Here is an 18,527-nt window from a genome sequence, read left to right as displayed (position 1 = left end):
GGCTTAACCGCCGGCCGCTATTGAATGCCGAGTGACCGTTTTTGGACGCACGCTTGGCCGTTTTCTCACACCCTATGGAACAGCAAACCCCTGAATCCCCTGGATGCGTAGTAGGAATCAGCTCCGTTGTGATAGAAAAACACCCTATCATACCGGCAATCCCCGAAGAGCGCGCCGCCAAGTTTTCGCATTGATTCAGGAGTACGAATCCAACTGGAAGATTTCACATCGAAGACACCCAGCTTCTGGAGATTGCGGTACTGCTCCTCATCGAGGAGCTCTATCCCCATTTCTGCTGCAAGAGAACCTGCACTACCTGATGGTGGATTCTTTTTCCGGTTTTCAAGGGCTACCTGGTCATAACAGAGACTTCTTCGGCCTACAGGACTCTCAGCAGAACAATCGACGAAGAGGTACGCGTCAGAGGTATCATCGTACCCGATTACATCAGGCTCTCCACCGGTGCGATCCATCTCAAAGAGCGAAAAGAGTTTCTCAGGGTCTTCGGCAAGTCTCTTTTCGATAGCTATCCAATCAAGGTCTTTGTGTCTGGACATGTTTTCCTTAAATCTTTTAAAATAGGTATTTGCAAACGCGTGGTCAGAAACCCTCAGAGACATCCCTATTTCGCTGAAATGCATCACGATAGCGAAGGATTTGGGTGCACTCCAGTCCCAAATCGAGCAAAATACCTACCTTTTCTAGCTTTTCAACTGGAGGATTCATCACAAAAGAGAAGAGATTAACGAATCCCTCGATATCCTCACGCTGGAAACTTGAATGTGCATAGAAGAAACGTTTCAGAAAGAAATGGATGCGATTTACTCTTTCTAGTGGGTTTTCTGAATCCGTCAGCTTCTTGATTCGGTCGGCAGCATATGCCTCACTCTTCAATTCAAGTTCATCCATTAGCTTCTTATGTGCTTTCTCCTTGTCGTGAATGAGGAGGGATCCTTTGGCAATGTGATTCCTGAATGCCTCATATGTCTTTTTTTGCGAGGGTTTCCCATTTCCCTCAAGAACACAGAATACATGTTCATCATCACAAGCTACGCCTATGCAGATCTGATTGCGAGACAAGCCTCGTAGCTTTTTCCCATTTACAGTGATGATGTCACTACTTCTCATTGGATAGAAAGTTTCATCCAGAATAACTTTCCCCTTCAGCACAATTGAATCCTGGTAGGCTCTGACAAGAATGAACACCTTGTCTAGCCAATATCTTGAGGTTGTAATAGCATTCTTGTTGTTCCAAGATCCAGAATTCAAGCTTACAAAAGAAAATAGATTGTACAAGAATTCAATCCATTCACTGATTGGAATCTTGTGGCTATCGAAGATCGTGCCCGTTAACACCGTAAACCTGCGCCCGCAATCATTGCACCGGTAGACCTGTATGCCGTTTTTGCTGTGACCGTAGCGAACGAATCTATTGGATCTGCAATATCTGCATGATTCAGGTATCCTGCTGTTTAGCAACCAGGCCTCATCGTCATCTTTCAGTGACTTATGGTGATCTTCGTAGTGTTTATTATGCCTTTCTTTGATGTACGCCTCAGTAGGCGACAAGTCAGGCTTCCCATCCCAAGGTGTTGCCCTTCGGGACATGGTGGTTTCTTTTCTTCTCATAGGTGGTGACCTCTGATGAGCCCAGCCGCAGGAAAGTGTTCAGGGCCACCACGCTCTACACACTTACCCTTGGCTAGGTTCAGAAGTAAGCATACCACGTTTGTCAGCATTAATCAGCTAATAAAAAACCACGCGTTTGCAAATACCTATTGATCTTTTATGAAGAACATCAATGAGTGATGCTTTTTGTTCTGAAGTTAAGGTAGTCTTAATTGTATCCATAGAGCATCTCCTATTCCACTTGATCAGCGTTACTATACATACTGTACCTATATCCTAGCATTTTACTCAAGGTATATACCCCTTACCAGGAATGCATTGAGTACATAGATTCAAAACAGAATGCACGACCGGGAAAGAGTGGGTAAACGTTTCTCTCTAGAATGAATCATTCAAAAGAATTGCATCAGATCCACCTGTCGATGTATTGACCACAATATAATCTGAATGTTAAGTTTGTCTAACAATAGGTGCTATACCTGTACTGGAGGTTCCAATGAAACGAAGCATATTCCATCTTGGATTTTTCCTCTCCCCTCTCATTCCTGTCATTTTATATCTGTACTCTGTAGGTGCGCTTGCCGACTCATATTCAGTGTCAATCATATTTGGTGTCTACGCTTTCGTACTTGTCTCCAACCAGTTCTACCTTGCCTCACAACCAGCTTGGATGGTCTCCCTGCTGGGAGCAAAATCGGTTCGCTCATTGCATGGAAGTTCTCCACTACTCATTATTCTCCTTGCTCTTATCCATGCCTTGCTCAAGCTCGCCAACGGTTTCACCCTCTCCACTTCACAAGCCCTTTTCGGCTTGGTTGCTCTAATTCTATTCTTTGTGGGAACGATCGCTGCCTTGCTCTTCTTTGCTAACACCTTGCTTACCAAGCAGAAGAAATTTGCGCAACTGAGAACAAGCACATTTGAAAAAACCGGTCTCACCCATCAGAAAGTCCGTGCAATGCACAACCTGATGGTGGTAGCTGGACTTGTGGTCTTGTTCCATGTCTTACTCGCCTCCACGTCTTCTTTCACCTATAACCCATGGGGAATTGGCATCCTGGTAGCGTGGATGGCTTTCTCCCTTATCTCTTATGCGAACTACCGGCTCTCTGGCCGAAAACCAAGGAGAAAATCATGAAAAAACTCTCTATAGTTCTCATCATATCTCTGCTCTTCAGTCTGCCACTGGCAGCTCAAATATTCCCAACCTCTTCATCCAATCCCGTGGTTGATGGGTCTTTAGGAAACAATGAATACCCCGAGATTGTACAACTCAAGGATATGCGCCTTGGGTATGCCCAGAGTCGGGATTCCCGTAATCTGCACTTCATTCTCGAAGCACCAACTACAGGATGGGTTTCAGTTGGCCTTGGGTCCAATAGGATGCATGGAGCTCATATCATCATAGGCTATGATGCAATTACCAGCCAAGTCATCAGTGAGGAGACTGGTCGTGGCCATGGTCATAGTCCCTCTTCTGAAAAGATGCTTGTACAGAGCAAGATCAAGGAGACAGGGGGTAAGACCACCCTTGAGTTCACGGTACCTGTCTCACAGTTTGATTCAGGAAGGAACCTCCGTCTTATTGTTGCATATGGAAACAGGGATAATCTCAGAAGCAAACACGTCACCTATGACAGCCATACCATCAATTTCCTGAAATAACACATATTCACATAAGGGTATGTTTGGAGCAACCAACATACCCTTATTTGATTGTGTTATATATCATTGTATTCAGTAGTTCGAATATAGAATCGTTCTCATTGTATTCTCAGTTGTTTCATTTTTTTCAAAGTGTTTCTGGTAAAATGCTTGTATACGTTCCTTCCCCTCAATATTTGCCAAACAGCCAAGTACTGCTCCAACACTCGCTTCTTCAAGAAACGGAGGTTCCATACAGACACAACCGAACTCTTGTTCGATAGCTCGTTTCATGATGGGACTTTTCCTTACACTATTTCCACTTGCAACAATGAACGAGATTGAATCTAGTCTGATAGCAGGTGGATGAAGTTCCCTTACAATCCCTTGAATGAACCCCACTGCCAGGTTACTAATATTCAGATTTTGTGTATCTATCTCACAGATTTCACCACGCAAGAGGGAATCTTCTCGAGTTCCAAGAAATCTGGTATCAACAACAAGGCCTTCACTTTCAAAAGAATCAACTGCTAGAGAGTCTAGGACAGCATAGACCTGCCCATCAGAAAGCGAGAATCCGAACTTCGCGAGCAGGTCTTTGCAGAAATCCTTTAGGTATGCATAAGACCAGCCTCCACATAGACTGGAATAGACTTGCAAAAATCCAGTCTCTAGAAGCGGACGTACTTCGATGGATTTACTGTATAGCATTGATGAACAGGGAACAGAGAGTTGTCCACTGGTGCCAATATTCACTACACCAGTATTCAAAAACCCGGTAGCTCCTATCACACTTGCTTGATTATCCCCAATTGGGGCAAATACTGTTGCATCTAAGGATAATCCATATCGTTTGCTATTCGCTGGTAAGATCTTGGCGACTGGAACACAAGACGGAAAAACATAACCAAAGAGTGAACGGTTAATGCCCATCTCTTCCAGTTGTTCTTCATTCCAACATTTATTCACAATATCAAAACATCCGAAGCTTGCTGCCAATGATTCATCGACACAAAAATTTCCACACAATTTACCCATTATAAAGGATTCTATAGAGCATATTTTCCGACCAGGAGTGTCTCCTCCTTGAGTCCTAAGCATCCTACTTATAGAATTTGCACCATACCCCACGTGTAAAGTGCATCCATTCATTTTTCCAAAATCCTTGCTGGCTTGACCAACTGAATACCGCGCATCCCTCCATGTCAGTAAATTTGAAACAGGAATATTATCATCATCAAGCAGAATAGCACCATGCATTTGCCCTGTAATTGCAATAATCCTTACAAGTGAAAGCTCTTCTTTGGATTGTAGAAATAGATTCTCTATGATTTCCCAGATCTTACTCGGATTTTGCTCATGTGCTCTGGGATCACTATGGTTGATGGATGATGTATTATCTGTATTTCTCATAGAAATAACGGATAATGTATCAATATCGAATATTGTAAAGCATATTGTTGAAGTACCAATATCAATGCCGATCGCATGTCTCCCAATTTCCACGAATTGCGATTCAGTCTGCAATATGTCTTTTGCATTTATCATGACTCTTTCCTTTTAAATCCTTCTATTCCGTACTTGGTAGTTTAATGCAGCTAATTATTATAAGTTACTTTGTTTCAAACCAAGAATCATGTCACCCCGTAGTTCTCTTTATATGTATGCACCAACGGCTCGATAAGTGCAGCTTTTTCTCCTATCATTTTTTCATGATACATTCCACCATTGTATGTACAAGCAAATCCTCCTGATGACACACCCCAAGCGCAGACATCAAAAATGTCTAGTATATCATCATCAACAGAACCTGATAGTTGGCGAGCAAGAGATACCAGTACGCCTCCTACAAAATTATCACCACATCCAGTGGTATCTCTACGTAATAATGGATCTGCCTCCATTAGTACATCAATTTCCGTATTGACATGGAAACTTTTCAAATCATGATCTCCAAACAACTTACCCTTAGACCAGAATAATATATCATGTGCACCACGAGTAATGATAAGTGATCCCACTCCATACGAACCAAGTGCTGATGCTGCCTCAGTTATAGTTTGCCTCCCAGACAATCTCAGTGCTTCAATCTCATCTGTGATGAGAAGGTCAATATAGGGATATGCCGGATTCTTTCCTAATGACCAGGGTTTATTTGGGTTTATTTTCTCATTAGCAAAGTCATACACAGTTCCAACTACTGTAATTGCACCCGTTTCTTTGGCCCTTTTTAAAATAGAATCTATATCGTTATGTATTTGAGGAACTAAAGCAGTCCCACCCAAAAGAACAATATCACTTTTATAAAAATATTCGGTTAGATGGTTAGAGTTGAAATAACCTGCAGCACCTATTGTATTTACAAAAGTACGCTCTCCTTTTCCATTTCTTCTTGAAGAATCAGCAAAAACATCGGTAGTAGAGGTAGGAATACCTTTAATAATTTTGAATGAAGTATTTACATTAGTTGGTTTAACCTTTGCTTTTGTGATTGCAGCAAATTCATCATTTCCTAATGCTCCATAGAAATTAATCTCCACATCATCATCAAATAGAATCTGTGAAGCATGGACCAATGCTATTATCGCAGGTCCCCCTACATTAATAAAATCAGCTTTTCTGCCTTGAGTGATCGAATCTAGAATCTTGTGATATTGCTCTCCAGCGAATTTTTCTAAATCCTCCCGAAAAACCAACCCTCCCTCAATTAAGCCACCATCTCCTTTCGTTTTGCTCCAATAGGGAGAGAAATTTGAGGCATTATATGAGCAATTCTTATATATCGAATCTATCAAACAACAACCAACTCCGGAGATGCGCATATAAACCTCCAAAATAATAAAGGCTACAAATATCGACTCAATTTTGTAGCCTTAGAAATAACGATCATGGCTATTATGCTTTTCCAGAACTTCCGAAAACATGCATCCTCTCTTCAATCGTCTGTTGATATGCATCCATAATTGTCCAGCCTATGTTAGCCATGTCAGTATACTTCCCATTCAGTTCCTTCATCTTTGCATCAAGATGATTGAAAACAGAGACACTTGCTCCTGTGTAAAAGTTTATTTTGCATATCCCAAGAGAGGCTGCCTTTCGGAAATCATCATCAGAAATCCCTGAGCCACCATGAAGAACCAACGGGACTGATGTTACAGATGCTATTTCCTTTAGCAGATCAAATTGTAAATTTGGTTCCCCTTTATAAAACCCATGAACATTACCGATAGAAACTGCCAATGCATCAACTTGTGTTTCATCCACAAAATGCTTAACAGTAGATACGTCGGTATAAAGACCAACATCAGTACCATCAACATCCTCGGTCCCTTCCAATCCGCCGATGACCCCCAGTTCTCCTTCGAGGGACACTCCAACATGGTGAAGCATAGATGAATAGCGACTTGTTAAACGGATATTCTCCTCATAACTATACGCTGTTGCATCAAACATTATCGAACTAAATCCACATCTAAGAGCCATCATGATTCCCTTCTCAGTCGTTCCATGATCCAAATTCACGACAATTGGAACAGAAGCTTCTTTTGCACTATGGATAATAGCTGGATAGAAATTCATAAGATCAACATCACGAAATGACACTTCCGCAACATTGATGATGAGTGGAGATCTTTGTGATTCTGCAGCTCTTAATAGCGGTGGCAAACAAATAGGGTTCGTTATATTAAATGCGCCTACAGCATATTTTCCTTTCTGGGCCTCCGTAAGAACTTCTTTCAATGTATATAGCATTCTCGTTTCTCCTTTTGCATAAGTTTTATGTGATGATAGTCCGCGTAATTAATGATTCTACTTCCTGTGCTGAACGGATATGCCCTGAAGCCCCAAGATGAGAAGCATTTATTGCTGCTGCGCCATGTGCAAAAATTGCACTTTCGTCAACAGTTTTTCCATTGAGCAATCCATAACAAAAAGCTGCTACAAACGTATCTCCACAACCAGTAGTGTCAATGACCTTTGTTCCCTTTAGGGCATCAATCATCCGATCACCTTCCGGTGTCGAAATATAACAACCTTTTGCTCCCATTTTTATTACTATGTTATGTACACCATATTCCCGAAAACGTTGACAAATCATATAGGGTTCTACCAATCCAGTAATCTCTCGCGCTTCTTCATAACTCGGCATCAGATAATCAATTAAGGAAAGATAATTGCCTATGTAGGAAAACCCCTCTTTTAATGTGTCGCAGGTCATGTCAGCTACTGTAATCACTCCTGCTTCTTTTGCAATTTCCAGAAGTACTTGCACTCCTTCATGATCAAAACGGGGTAAAACAAAAAAACTACCAATAGAGAGCAATTTAGTTGATTTAACCGCATTCATTATTGTTGAGGAAGGTAAATATCTTTCACCACAGCCTCTATCGAACATGAAGTTTCTTGATCCATCATCCCCAACAAGCACAATAGATGCAACGCTGTCTTCACCAGGCAAGGTTTCCACCAAATTGGTATTTACTGCTTTTGCCTGCAGAAGAGATAGAAGTTGTTTACCTTTCCAATCATCACCAACACAAGAAATGAGTCCTGTATGCAATCCCAAAGAGGATGCAGTTACCGCTTGATTAGAAGCATCACCACCTGAATGTAAAAGAATACTTCCAACCGCTGTACTATCAACCTCAAAGACATTCGGACTTACATTTCCTGACACAATAATATCTAGGCAAGCAACTCCAGCACAAATTATGTCATAATTCTTATTCATTTCACTTTTACACGTTGTCGGTATATATCAATGATTACTGCTACAATTATTACAATACCCTTAATAACCTGCTGCCAAAAATATGGAACACCAATGATGATTAAACCATTATTTAATACCGAGATTATCAGAGCCCCAACCAATGTACCTGCAACGCCACCAATTCCTCCATTAAAACTGGTTCCACCGAGTATAACTGCAGCAATAGCATCAAGTTCATAAGATACTCCAAGCAATCCGCTTGCACTGTACAGCCTTGCACCCATTACTACACCAGCTAAACCACTGAAAAGGCCGCTAATGCCATGCACAAACAGTATTATTGTGGCCACGGAAATACCTGAAAAGACTGCAGCCTTTTCATTTCCTCCAACAGCATAGATCCGAGTACCCAAAACCGTTCTACGTAGCAACACCCATGATAACCCAATTACTATTATTGCAAAAAACACTTGCCAGGGAACAATACCTATATTGTTATTTCCAACCCATGCAAAACTTAGATCATTGTTGATGACAGTAGTTCCGTCAGCTAACAGGTAAGCCGCGCCACGCAATGATGTCATCATACCCAATGTTGCAATAAAGGGAGGCATCTTGAAGTAAGACACCAAAAATCCATTGAATAATCCAGCAGCCAACCCGGTTAAAAGAGCTATTGGAATAGCTAAATAGGAAAAAGGAGTGAGTGATACACGTAATGCAACAACCGCAGACACCGCTAAAATGGATCCAACGGAAAGATCAATACCTCCTGTTAGAATCACCATCGTCATACCGGATGCAATGATTATATTTACTGCTGATTGTCTAAAAATATTGGTGATATTGTTTACTGAAATAAACTTTGGTTCTAATAAGGCAAACATAATGCAAAAAAGGATTAGAACCGGCAATACCCCAAACTTCTGCAAGTCAAATTTAATGAATAGTTTTTTATCTTTAGTCGTCATTAGTGTTTTCCTTATCAACTAGTGTCTTGTTCTCAGTAAATGTATAATCAGGGTCTTTAACTCCTGTAGCATATTGCATGACATGATCTTGTGTAATTTCATTTTTATTTTTAATCTCTCCAACGATCGTTCCGTCACGCACTATTAAAACTCTGCTTGCCAACCAAATCACTTCTGGCAACTCACTTGAGATGAAGATAATAGAAGTCTTTCCGTCAGCTACTAAATCGAAAATAATTTTGTAGATTTCACTTTTTGCCCCTACATCTACACCTCTCGTAGGCTCATCAAGGATGAGTATCTCAGGTTTAATTGAAAGCCATCTTGACAGAAGTAACTTTTGCTGGTTTCCTCCAGATAGTGATAACGCTTTCACTTTTGGAGAAGACAATCGTATTCTCAAAGATTTAATAAACTGTTCGGAAAACTTGGATGCACTATCACTACCCAGAAAACCATGATTTGAAATTTGTTGCATCACATTAAAGCTAATATTATCTGCTGCAGACATATCTAAAAACAAACCAGACCCCTTCCTGTCTTCGGAGAGAAAGCCTATCCTATTTTTAATTGCATCAATGGGATTTTCAATTTTTATTCTTTTCCCGGATTTATAGAAATCCCCACTTCTTCGCTTATCGATGCCAAAAAGCATTTGAGCAATCTCTGTCCTACCAGATCCAACCAATCCAGTAAGTGCAAGAATCTCCCCTCTCCTAAGGTTAAAAGAAACATCATGAATGAATTTCTCATCTGCTAAATTGTGTACTGAATATATAACTTCATCACTGACATCAGTATTTGCTTCACCGTAATAGTCAGAGAGAGTTCTACCAACCATATGAGTTACGATATCTTTCTCATTAATTTCGTGTTTATCAAGTGTTGCAACGAGCGTACCATCTCGTAGGACAACCACACGATCAGAAATCTCAACTACTTCCTTCAAGCGATGACTAATGAAAATGATGGAAATATGTTGCTGCTTTAGTTTCTTTATAAGTCGAAATAATGTTTCCATTTCATTTTCACTAAGTGACGCGGTAGGCTCATCCATAATCAAAATTCTACTATTCTGGCCTACTGCCTTTGCAATTTCCATTAGTTGTTGTTCAGCGATACTAAAATTTCGTGGATACTGCCTTGCTCTGAATGGAGCGTTTACCATATCAAGAATTTTATCACTCTCATCCATCAATTTTTTGCGATCAACAAAAAATCCATGCTTTAGCGGTTCCCTGCCCATAAATAAATTTTCAGCTACAGTAATATTGGGAGCTACTGATAGTTCCTGTGGTATTAAACTAATACCGAGGTCTAAGGCATCTCTCGGTATTTTTATCTTTACAGTCTCACCATTGAGAACAATTTCTCCAGAGTCACTCGTGTATACTCCAGCAAGAATTTTCATCAGTGTGCTTTTACCTGCTCCATTTTCCCCAACCACCGAAAGCAACTCACCTTCATTCAAATGGATTGAAACATCATCTAAAGCTTTACAGCCTGGAAATGTCTTGGAAACATTATGCACTTCTAATATGACACCCAATGTGCACACTCCTTACATGATTCAAGTGAAAGGAGACATGCCGAACAACACTTCGGCATGTCATTTACATCTCTCAAAAAGGCATCAACTCTACCATGGAGTATAAGAATCCATGTTATCCTTTGTGATAAGCATTACAGGATAAAGTATCTCTTTCTCAGGTGGAGGATTTCCCTTCATAATCTCGAATCCAAGTCTGGTTGCTTCCATAGCCATTTTTCTTGGAGTCTGAGCAGGAGTGGCTGCAAAGATTGAATTAGGTTTCTTCATTTCAGCAATTGCATCTGCTGAACCATCAACACCTACTACAAACATTTCACTCTCACGTCCAGCTTGCTTAATTGCAAGAACTGCACCGATAGCTGAAGGATCATTAATCGCAAATACTGCATCAATGTCATCGTAAGCGGTGAGGATATTTGACATTAGGTCAAGACTAACATCTCTCTGCCCTTTACCATTCTGATCTTCTGACAAAATCTTGATTCCAGGATACTTGGCAAAAACTTCTTTTGCACCACCTACTCTTCCAAAGACTGCAGTAACAGGATCACCGGTGAGAATAACTACATTACCTTCGCCATTCAGACGATCTGCAATGTATTGTCCAGCTTGACGACCGGCCTGCCAGTTATCAGACTGAATAACAAAATCTGCACCAACCGCGCCAACATCAGCGGCTACTACAACAATTCCAGCTTCTTTGGCTCGTTTTACGGCAGGTCCAATACCTTCATGGTTAACTGCATTCAGAACAATCAAGTCAACTCCCGCGGAGATGAGATCATCAATCTGGGTCGTTTGTTTACCAAGGTCATTATCACCCGAAAGTGAAATAACATCACAATCAGGATTAATTTCTTTTGCTGCCTGTTCAACTCCTTTAACCATCTCTACAAAAAACGGGTTTGCCAAGGTTTGCATGGTTACTCCGACCTTGTCTAGAGTTACTTCACCACTTTTCTCAGCGGCTCCTTGAGCAATGAGTCCTGTAGTAAGCAGAGTAGCTACCAATAGAACTGCCAACAATTTTCTCATCATAATACTTCCTCCATTTGTATGTTATGAACCTAAGGTTCATATTAACTAGTACTACTTTATGTAAACATTGTTTATAGGTTTTGTCAATTTTTTTTACATTTTATTTTTTTATGTTTACTTATTATTTACATCTTTTAGATAGTTTTTTGAACGCAATCCCTTTTTTACCATCTCTATGACACCCAAATCTGTCAACCCATAGAAGTCCATAAGCTGTTCTGCATTACCAGACTGTCCGAACGTATCATTACTTCCTAAGCGGAATACAGGTACAGGAAAAAATTCTGTGACTGTCTCTGTTACAGCACTTCCCAACCCACCAATAATATTATGCTCCTCAGCTGTAATAATGACACCTGTCTCCTTCGCTGCTTTGATTATTGCCTCAGTGTCAATCGGCTTGATTGTATGCATATTTAGTACACGAACAGAAATCCCGTCCTCTTCAAGAGTTTCTGCAGCTTTTAAAGCAGCTTGAACCATCATACCAACCGCAATGATTGTAGCATCACTACCATCCTTCATCGTTACTGCCTTCCCAAGTTCAAAGGAGTAGTCATCTTTCCCTGTGACAATATCCAAGGCGGCACGTCCCAATCGTAGATAGCAAGGTCCTTTATGCAAAGCAATTGCCTCTACAGCTTTCTTAGTTTCATATCCATCACAAGGGTGTACAACTATCATTCCAGGAATTGTTCGCATGATTCCAATATCTTCAAGACATTGATGAGTAGCTCCATCTTCTCCTACAGATAGCCCAGCATGGGTACCAACTACCTTTACATTCAACTTTGGATATGCCAATGAATTTCGAATCTGCTCGAAACATCTACCAGCTGAAAACATTGCGAATGAATGCACAAAAGGAATATACCCCAACGTAGACAGGCCTGCAGCAATTCCAACCATGTTTGCTTCCGCAATCCCTACATTTATAAACCGGTGGGGATATTCTCGTCCAAAATCACAGGACATAGTACACGTTGAAACATCGGCATCGAGAGCCAAAATATTTTCATTTTTCCCTAGTTCAGCAAGGGCCTGTCCATAAGCATGTCGTGTTGCAATTTTTTCAGTCATCTATAGCCTCCAACTCATTTCTCTTTAATCTCAATTCATCAAACGCCTTTTCAAACAACTCATCATTAGGAACCTTGCCATGCCAAGCAGATTTTCCTTCCATAAAAGAAATTCCTTTCCCTTTGATAGTATTTGCAATAATAATTGTTGGTTTTCCTTTAACTCTTTTTGCCGTATTTATGGCATTAATAATCTGTTCAATTGAGTGTCCATCAATAGATAGAACATTGAATCCAAATCCTTCGAATTTAGCATCTGGAGGACCTGAATTTTGGACCTCTGTTATAGTCCCATCCAATTGAACCTTGTTATAGTCCAATATGGCTATTAAGTTATCGAGCCCTATTGAGGCGGAGAACATCGCGGCTTCCCATATTTGCCCTTCTTGAATTTCTCCATCACCAAGAATTGAATATACAGAAAAGGAACGACCCGAAATCTTAGCGCCTAAAGCCATACCAACTGCAGCTGAGAAACCCTGTCCTAATGAGCCTGTTGACATATCTACACCTGGAACACTCATTTCTGCGTGTCCGGACATATGACCTTCAATTTTTCTAAATGATTTCAATCTTTCATCTGCGAAAAAACCTCTTTTTGCCAGAGTCGGATAAAGAGCAACAGTTGCATGGCCTTTCGACATCACTAACCTGTCACGATCTTCCCAATCTGGTCGTTCAGGGTCGATTCTCATAGTTTCAAAATATAGAACTGTCAATATTTCAGACAAAGAGAAAGCTCCTCCTATATGCCCTGACTTTGCTTCTCTTACCATTTCAAGACCTCGAATTCTCAAGTCTTGTGCGATAAGCCTTAATTCCTTTACGCGTTTTCCATCCATTGTAATCTCCATAAGATATATTACGACCGTATATTAAAAACTATATATTAGTTGTAAATATAATGTCAATTTATATTTTACATTTAATTTATTATTTTTTTCCAACTATTGATAAAAAAAATTAGATATACTATTCTCTATGCTGAGGTATCCTAATGGGAAAAAATAATATTTATTCAGAAATATATTCCGAATTACTTGAACAGTTGCAAAGTCCTATCTATAAAGTAGGCGATGAAATTCCTTCGGCTTCAAAATTGGCAGAACAATTTTCTGTTTCAAGACCGACGGTGCATAAAGCGCTAAAACAACTACAAAATGAAGGAGTCATAGAAAGTCGTGTGGGTTCTGGGTCATTTTTATTAAAAAAACCGGTTCAAGACGAAGTTGTTCCCTTGTTTGGTTTGATTTTCCCACTTCTTCGTATGGAAGGCTTTTTTGGGAATGTAGCTAAGGCAATCGCTGAGTATTCTAAGAGGTTTAATTACAATATAATTTTTGGAGGACAAGTTCCTCAAGGTTCCATTGATTTATATAGCCTTGAACATATGACTGATTATTATATTGAACAGAATGTGGATGGCGTATTCATTGCTCCAGTTGAGTTGGCCAGTAACAGTAAAACTACAAATGACTTAATCCTTAAAAAGCTGGAAGCAGCTGGTATTCCTGTAGTAGTGATTGACTGTGCTACAGAGTGTTTCCCAATGAGTTTTAATAATGATATTATTTCTATTGATAATTTTCGTGCTGGTTATACACTCGCAGAGTACATGCTTAAAAATGGCTCTGATAGAATTGATTTTTGTACACTTCCACATTTTGGACAAGCAGTTTTACTCCGATGGAAAGGGATTCAGAGTGCACTAGTTGATCATGGAATCATGCCTCAAGAATCATGGTTTCATAACCTTACAATGGAAGAAGAACTTGGGGTAAAGCTAAAGAACAGTGGAGCTTCGAATATTATATGTTCGAATGATTATGTCGCTGCAAAAGTACTTAGAGCACTCCAAAGAAGATCTTTTTCGATACCAAAGGATTTTAGAATTGCAGGGTTTGATGGCTCTAAACTGGCGGAGGAAATCTATCCTTCTATCACAACAATTGTACAACCGTGCCATGAGATTGCAGTTTTAGCTGTTCAAACAATGCTTGCCAGACTGAGTTTTCCTGAAAAACCAGTTAGCCAAGTTCTTACAAACTTTTCTTTGAGACTTGGCGGCTCCACATAAAAAGACCATTAGGAGAAAACAGTCACCACTTTCTTTGTATTCCAAGTATTTGCTATCTAATCTAAATATTGAAGAGGGCGAAAAATATTTACTTATTCCCTCTTTATCTACTTCTACGATAACAAATGGCTATAGAATCTAGTGGTTTTTCATCCTTATACTTTCTTTCCTTTGATCAAGTTCCAGGGGAATAGCCCCTCTTTATAGAGGAAAAAAAGGCTGATCAAGCCCTGGATTGCTCCGATTGTGAAGAAAAGTACATGGAGGAAAACCACGGTTTTAATGATTAGGACCTGTACCACAATCCACACAATCATGGATCCTCCGAGCAGGCCAGCAACATACCCAAGATACTTGTTCTGCTTTGACAAGAGTATGATACTGACCAGATTACCAACTCCAAACAGTCCAATAGAACAATTCCAGGAATCAGAAAGGTAGAAAATGGAGACCCCTGCAACATATCGGTTGTAGCGCCAAGGGGAGTTACAGGGTCAACCAAGCAAGCATATCCACCTGCAAGTGCACCTAACCCAACAAACACATGTATAAGCAATAAAAGCAACCGAAGTAGTTTCATAATTCAGGCCTCCAAGACCTGCTGGGCAAAAATAATATCAAAGGGCATACGAGAAGGATAGAGGAAGGAACGGTCAAATCATCAAGATTGTACAGATTCATACAAGAAAAATGTATCTTGTAAAGATATACATATGTAATATATTCAGCAATATTAAACATTATTTTTGAAATTTTGCCCAATAATTGTATCCAAAAGTACCATTAATTCGCTATTCATACTTTTTTCATAAAAACTGTTTTGACATTTGGAAATTCATCCCGTATGCTAAAGAAAAAAGAGTTGTAGAAATTAAGCTTAATTCTGCTTAATCTTTAAACTCAAAATGCATTCAGGAGGAAAGAATGAAAAAAGTTCTATTTACCCTATTGGTTCTGGCTCTGGTAGTAATGCCGGTCATGGCCCAAGGAAGCAAGGAAGCAGCAAGTGGGGACGATTATAAGCTCGTATTGAAAATGAGCCACGTATTCGCACCCAATGAGCAACTAACAAAATCTCTGGATATAGTCATCAAGAATATCAGCGATCGTACTGATGGCGCAATTGAGATTCAGCACTACCCACAGAGCCAGTTGGCTGTCTACAAAGACGGCGTAGAGCAGGTTGCCCGTGGAGCAAACTTCATCAGTGTTGAAGATCCATCCTACCTCGGTGACTATGTTCCCGATTTCAACGCCTTGGTTGGCCCGATGCTCTACAAGAGTTTCGACGAGTATGAATACATGATCCAGACAGACCTGGTGAAAGGCATGCTCAAAGAACTGGAAGAGAAACACAGAATCAAGGTTTTGGCTCTGGACTACATTTTTGGTTTCAGAAATATGAAGACCAACAAGGTTATCACCACCCCTGCAGATCTAAAGGGTATGAAGATCAGGACTCCCGGAAGTCAGCTGTTCATCGATACCATCAATGCAATGGGCGCAACTGCAACCCCACTTGGTTTTAGCGAAACCCTCAGTGCAGTACAGCAGGGTGTTGTTGACGGATTGGAAGGTACCATGGATGCTTACGGATCCAACGGTAGTGCTGAAGTAGCCAAGAACATGGCTCTTACCCAGCACTTCTTGGGAACCTGTGGTGTATACATCAATGCTGATGTCTTCAACGCAATTCCTGAAAAATACCAGACCATTATTCAGGAAGAGTTCACCGCTGGTGCCAAGCACATGATCCGAGAGATTTCCAACAACTATGAGTCGACAAAAGCCAGGCTCGAGGCACAGGGCAACAAGTTCAACGAAGTTGACTCTGCTGCATTTGCCGCAACTGTTACCAGCGTCTATGAGAACATGAAAGGTGTCACCCCTGGCATCTATCAGACTCTGCAGGACGAATTAGCCAAGATGCCCAAGTAAGTGTATCTGTCCCATACAGGTCGAGGATTGTTGGTGTGCTAAAAAAACACTGATTTTCTTCGACCTGTGCGTTATTTTCAAGGAGAATATGGTCAATGCACCAAGCCGTAAAGAAAGTACTATCCAACTTTGAGCTTATCATTGCCAGTGCTGCCATCATTGTCACTACTGCCTTGGTCATGCTCAACGTATTCACGCGCTACTTCCTGAGAACCGGCATTTACTGGACAGAGGAAGTAGCCACCGCCTGTTTTGTCTGGTCGGTCTTCATAGGCGCAGCCGCAGCGTACAAGCATCGCGCTCATGTTGGAGTCGACATGCTGGGCAATCTCTGCCCACCAAAAACAAAAAAAGCAATCACTATCATCGTTGATTTTGTCCTACTGTTGATCAACGGGTATATTACATATATTGCAGTCATCTATATATCTCTTTCCTATAAGAAACCCACCCCGGTCTTGGGAATTTCGACTGCATACATTAGTTCATCGATTCTTGTCAGTTTTGCTTTGACAACTATCTATTCCGTTTATTTCCTGATCAAGGACATCAGACAGCCTGCAACAGGAGGTACTACATGATTGCTTACCTTCCTATAATCCTGGTATTCATCCTGTATTTTTCAAGTATTCCCATTGCCTATGCACTGTTTGGGTCTTCACTCTTCTACTTCGCGGTCATCGATACCAGCAGTCCGGTAGACTTGATCCTCCAGAAGTTTGTAACCAGTACCCAATCCTTCCCGCTCCTTGCCATCCCGTTCTTCGTAATGGCAGGCTCAATCATGAATTATGCTGGTATCAGCAAGAAACTGATGCAGTTTGCAGATGTCCTTACCGGTCATATGGCAGGAGGTATGGCACAGGTCAACGTACTGTTGAGTTTGCTCATGGGAGGTGTCTCCGGTTCGGCCAATGCTGATGCAGCAATGCAGAGCAAGATGCTGGTCCCTGAAATGGAGAAACGAGGATATGACCGGGCATTCTCTACAGCAATTACAGCCGCATCTTCTGCAGTAACCCCGGTCATCCCTCCTGGTATCAACCTGATCATCTACGCATTGATTGCAAACGCATCAGTAGGACGGATGTTTGCGGCAGGATATGTTCCCGGTCTGATCATGACCATCAGCTTGATGGTGACTGTCTCCATCATTTCGAAACGTCGTGGCTATCAGCCAGTGAGAGAGACCAGAGCCGGTGGCAAGGAAGTATTCCACCAGCTCCGTGAATCCATATGGGCTCTGCTCTTCCCCTTTGGTATCATCGCCGGACTACGGATCGGAATGTTTACTCCTTCTGAAGCCGGAGCCATAGCTGTACTTTACTGCATCATCGTAGGAAAGTTCATTTACAAGGAACTTGGCAAGGAACACATTATCCCTGTACTTAGGGAAACCATCTTTGGCACCAGTGGTGTTGTTCTGATTATTGTCTCTGCCTCCGTTTTTGGATACTATCTGAACTGGGAACGAATTCCACAGGCGATGGCCAGTGGGCTGCTTACCATCACCCAGAACAAGTACCTGATGCTGATGATCATCAATGTACTCTTCCTTGTAATGGGGATGTTCCTCGAGGGAGGAGCTGCAATGATCATTCTGGCTCCCTTGCTTGTGCCTGTAGTAACCCAACTTGGTGTGGACGTCATCCATTTTGGATTAATCTGCATCGTGAACATTATGATCGGAGGACTCACCCCTCCGTTTGGATCGATGATGTTTACTTGCTGCAGCATCACCAGGTGTAGTTTGCAGGATTTCGTGAAGGAGGTTATTCCTTTCATCGTTGCCCTACTGATTTCATTGATTCTTGTCACGTATATTCCCATCATCACCCTCATCGTACCTAACTTGCTGTATGGGGTTGCCTGATTACTAATGGAG

Annotated in this window: 18 protein-coding genes; 6 read left to right on the top strand and 12 right to left on the bottom strand. The window is 41.1% G+C overall.

The features are described from left to right. Positions 1–65 precede the first annotated feature (65 nt). Together DYP60_RS09920 and DYP60_RS09915 are read right to left on the bottom strand one after the other, a co-directional pair. Positions 66–620, bottom strand: a complete 555-nt coding sequence (locus DYP60_RS09920) for a DUF4256 domain-containing protein (RefSeq protein ID WP_117330856.1) — start codon at positions 618–620, stop codon at positions 66–68. Next, positions 601–1,629 (bottom strand): IS1 family transposase, encoded by a 1,029-nt coding sequence (locus DYP60_RS09915; protein ID WP_117330845.1) that lies wholly within the window; start codon positions 1,627–1,629, stop codon positions 601–603. Before DYP60_RS09915 ends, DYP60_RS09920 begins: the two co-directional genes overlap by 20 nt. 496 nt (positions 1,630–2,125) lie before the next feature. On the opposite strand from DYP60_RS09915, the gene DYP60_RS09910 reads away from it, so the two are divergent. Together DYP60_RS09910 and DYP60_RS09905 are read left to right on the top strand one after the other, a co-directional pair. Next, entirely contained in the window at positions 2,126–2,767 is a 642-nt protein-coding gene (locus DYP60_RS09910; protein ID WP_117330844.1) for a hypothetical protein, read from the top strand. Beyond that, entirely contained in the window at positions 2,764–3,294 is a 531-nt protein-coding gene (locus DYP60_RS09905) for a DOMON domain-containing protein (protein ID WP_117330843.1), read from the top strand. The genes DYP60_RS09910 and DYP60_RS09905 overlap by 4 nt, the downstream gene beginning before the upstream one ends. A 72-nt stretch (positions 3,295–3,366) precedes the next feature. Here DYP60_RS09905 and DYP60_RS09900 read toward each other — a convergent pair whose 3' ends face one another. The 9 genes from DYP60_RS09900 to DYP60_RS09860 all read right to left on the bottom strand — a co-directional run bounded on the left by DYP60_RS09900 (position 3,367) and on the right by DYP60_RS09860 (position 13,469). Further along, positions 3,367–4,821: a sedoheptulokinase gene (locus DYP60_RS09900; protein WP_117330842.1), complete on the bottom strand. Its 1,455-nt coding sequence runs from the start codon at positions 4,819–4,821 to the stop codon at positions 3,367–3,369. An 86-nt stretch (positions 4,822–4,907) separates the two neighbouring features. Then, positions 4,908–6,095, bottom strand: a complete 1,188-nt coding sequence (locus DYP60_RS09895; RefSeq protein ID WP_117330841.1) for a carbohydrate kinase family protein — start codon at positions 6,093–6,095, stop codon at positions 4,908–4,910. A gap of 73 nt (positions 6,096–6,168) precedes the next feature. Next, positions 6,169–7,026, bottom strand: a complete 858-nt coding sequence (locus DYP60_RS09890; protein ID WP_117330840.1) for a class II fructose-bisphosphate aldolase — start codon at positions 7,024–7,026, stop codon at positions 6,169–6,171. 25 nt (positions 7,027–7,051) lie between these two features. After that, positions 7,052–8,005, bottom strand: coding sequence for a carbohydrate kinase family protein (locus DYP60_RS09885; protein WP_117330839.1), 954 nt, complete (start codon positions 8,003–8,005; stop codon positions 7,052–7,054). Continuing rightward, positions 8,002–8,958 (bottom strand): ABC transporter permease subunit, encoded by a 957-nt coding sequence (locus tag DYP60_RS09880; RefSeq protein WP_117330838.1) that lies wholly within the window; start codon positions 8,956–8,958, stop codon positions 8,002–8,004. Before DYP60_RS09880 ends, DYP60_RS09885 begins: the two co-directional genes overlap by 4 nt. Beyond that, complete coding sequence (locus DYP60_RS09875; RefSeq protein WP_240622862.1) at positions 8,948–10,507, bottom strand: sugar ABC transporter ATP-binding protein; 1,560 nt, start codon at positions 10,505–10,507, stop codon at positions 8,948–8,950. Before DYP60_RS09875 ends, DYP60_RS09880 begins: the two co-directional genes overlap by 11 nt. 90 nt (positions 10,508–10,597) lie before the next feature. Then, complete coding sequence (locus DYP60_RS09870) at positions 10,598–11,548, bottom strand: ABC transporter substrate-binding protein (protein WP_240622861.1); 951 nt, start codon at positions 11,546–11,548, stop codon at positions 10,598–10,600. Positions 11,549–11,662: 114 nt separating this feature from the next. Continuing rightward, positions 11,663–12,628 carry a transketolase family protein gene (locus DYP60_RS09865; protein WP_117330836.1) on the bottom strand — a complete coding sequence of 322 codons (966 nt, stop codon included), beginning with the start codon at positions 12,626–12,628 and terminating at the stop codon, positions 11,663–11,665. Continuing rightward, positions 12,621–13,469, bottom strand: coding sequence for a transketolase (locus DYP60_RS09860; protein WP_117330835.1), 849 nt, complete (start codon positions 13,467–13,469; stop codon positions 12,621–12,623). The genes DYP60_RS09865 and DYP60_RS09860 overlap by 8 nt, the downstream gene beginning before the upstream one ends. A gap of 155 nt (positions 13,470–13,624) precedes the next feature. On the opposite strand from DYP60_RS09860, the gene DYP60_RS09855 reads away from it, so the two are divergent. Continuing rightward, positions 13,625–14,704, top strand: a complete 1,080-nt coding sequence (locus DYP60_RS09855) for a GntR family transcriptional regulator (RefSeq protein WP_117330834.1) — start codon at positions 13,625–13,627, stop codon at positions 14,702–14,704. A gap of 155 nt (positions 14,705–14,859) precedes the next feature. On the opposite strand, the gene DYP60_RS14025 is transcribed toward DYP60_RS09855, so the two are convergent. Then, on the bottom strand, positions 14,860–15,075 hold the full coding sequence (locus DYP60_RS14025; protein WP_133299329.1) for a hypothetical protein: 216 nt from the start codon (positions 15,073–15,075) through the stop codon (positions 14,860–14,862). A gap of 553 nt (positions 15,076–15,628) precedes the next feature. Here DYP60_RS14025 and DYP60_RS09845 point away from each other — a divergent pair. The 3 genes from DYP60_RS09845 to DYP60_RS09835 all read left to right on the top strand — a co-directional run bounded on the left by DYP60_RS09845 (position 15,629) and on the right by DYP60_RS09835 (position 18,515). Continuing rightward, positions 15,629–16,642 (top strand): C4-dicarboxylate TRAP transporter substrate-binding protein, encoded by a 1,014-nt coding sequence (locus tag DYP60_RS09845; protein WP_117330832.1) that lies wholly within the window; start codon positions 15,629–15,631, stop codon positions 16,640–16,642. A gap of 95 nt (positions 16,643–16,737) precedes the next feature. Beyond that, positions 16,738–17,223, top strand: coding sequence for a TRAP transporter small permease (locus DYP60_RS09840; RefSeq protein ID WP_117330831.1), 486 nt, complete (start codon positions 16,738–16,740; stop codon positions 17,221–17,223). Next, positions 17,220–18,515 carry a TRAP transporter large permease gene (locus DYP60_RS09835; RefSeq protein ID WP_202384418.1) on the top strand — a complete coding sequence of 432 codons (1,296 nt, stop codon included), beginning with the start codon at positions 17,220–17,222 and terminating at the stop codon, positions 18,513–18,515. Before DYP60_RS09840 ends, DYP60_RS09835 begins: the two co-directional genes overlap by 4 nt. Positions 18,516–18,527 lie beyond the last annotated feature (12 nt).

It is taken from the genome of Sphaerochaeta halotolerans (assembly GCF_003429665.1).
In the GTDB taxonomy this organism is placed as follows: Bacteria; Spirochaetota; Spirochaetia; order Sphaerochaetales; family Sphaerochaetaceae; genus Sphaerochaeta; species Sphaerochaeta halotolerans.
Note: the sequence above shows the minus strand (reverse complement) of the source record. Positions and strands in the feature narration are given on the sequence as shown.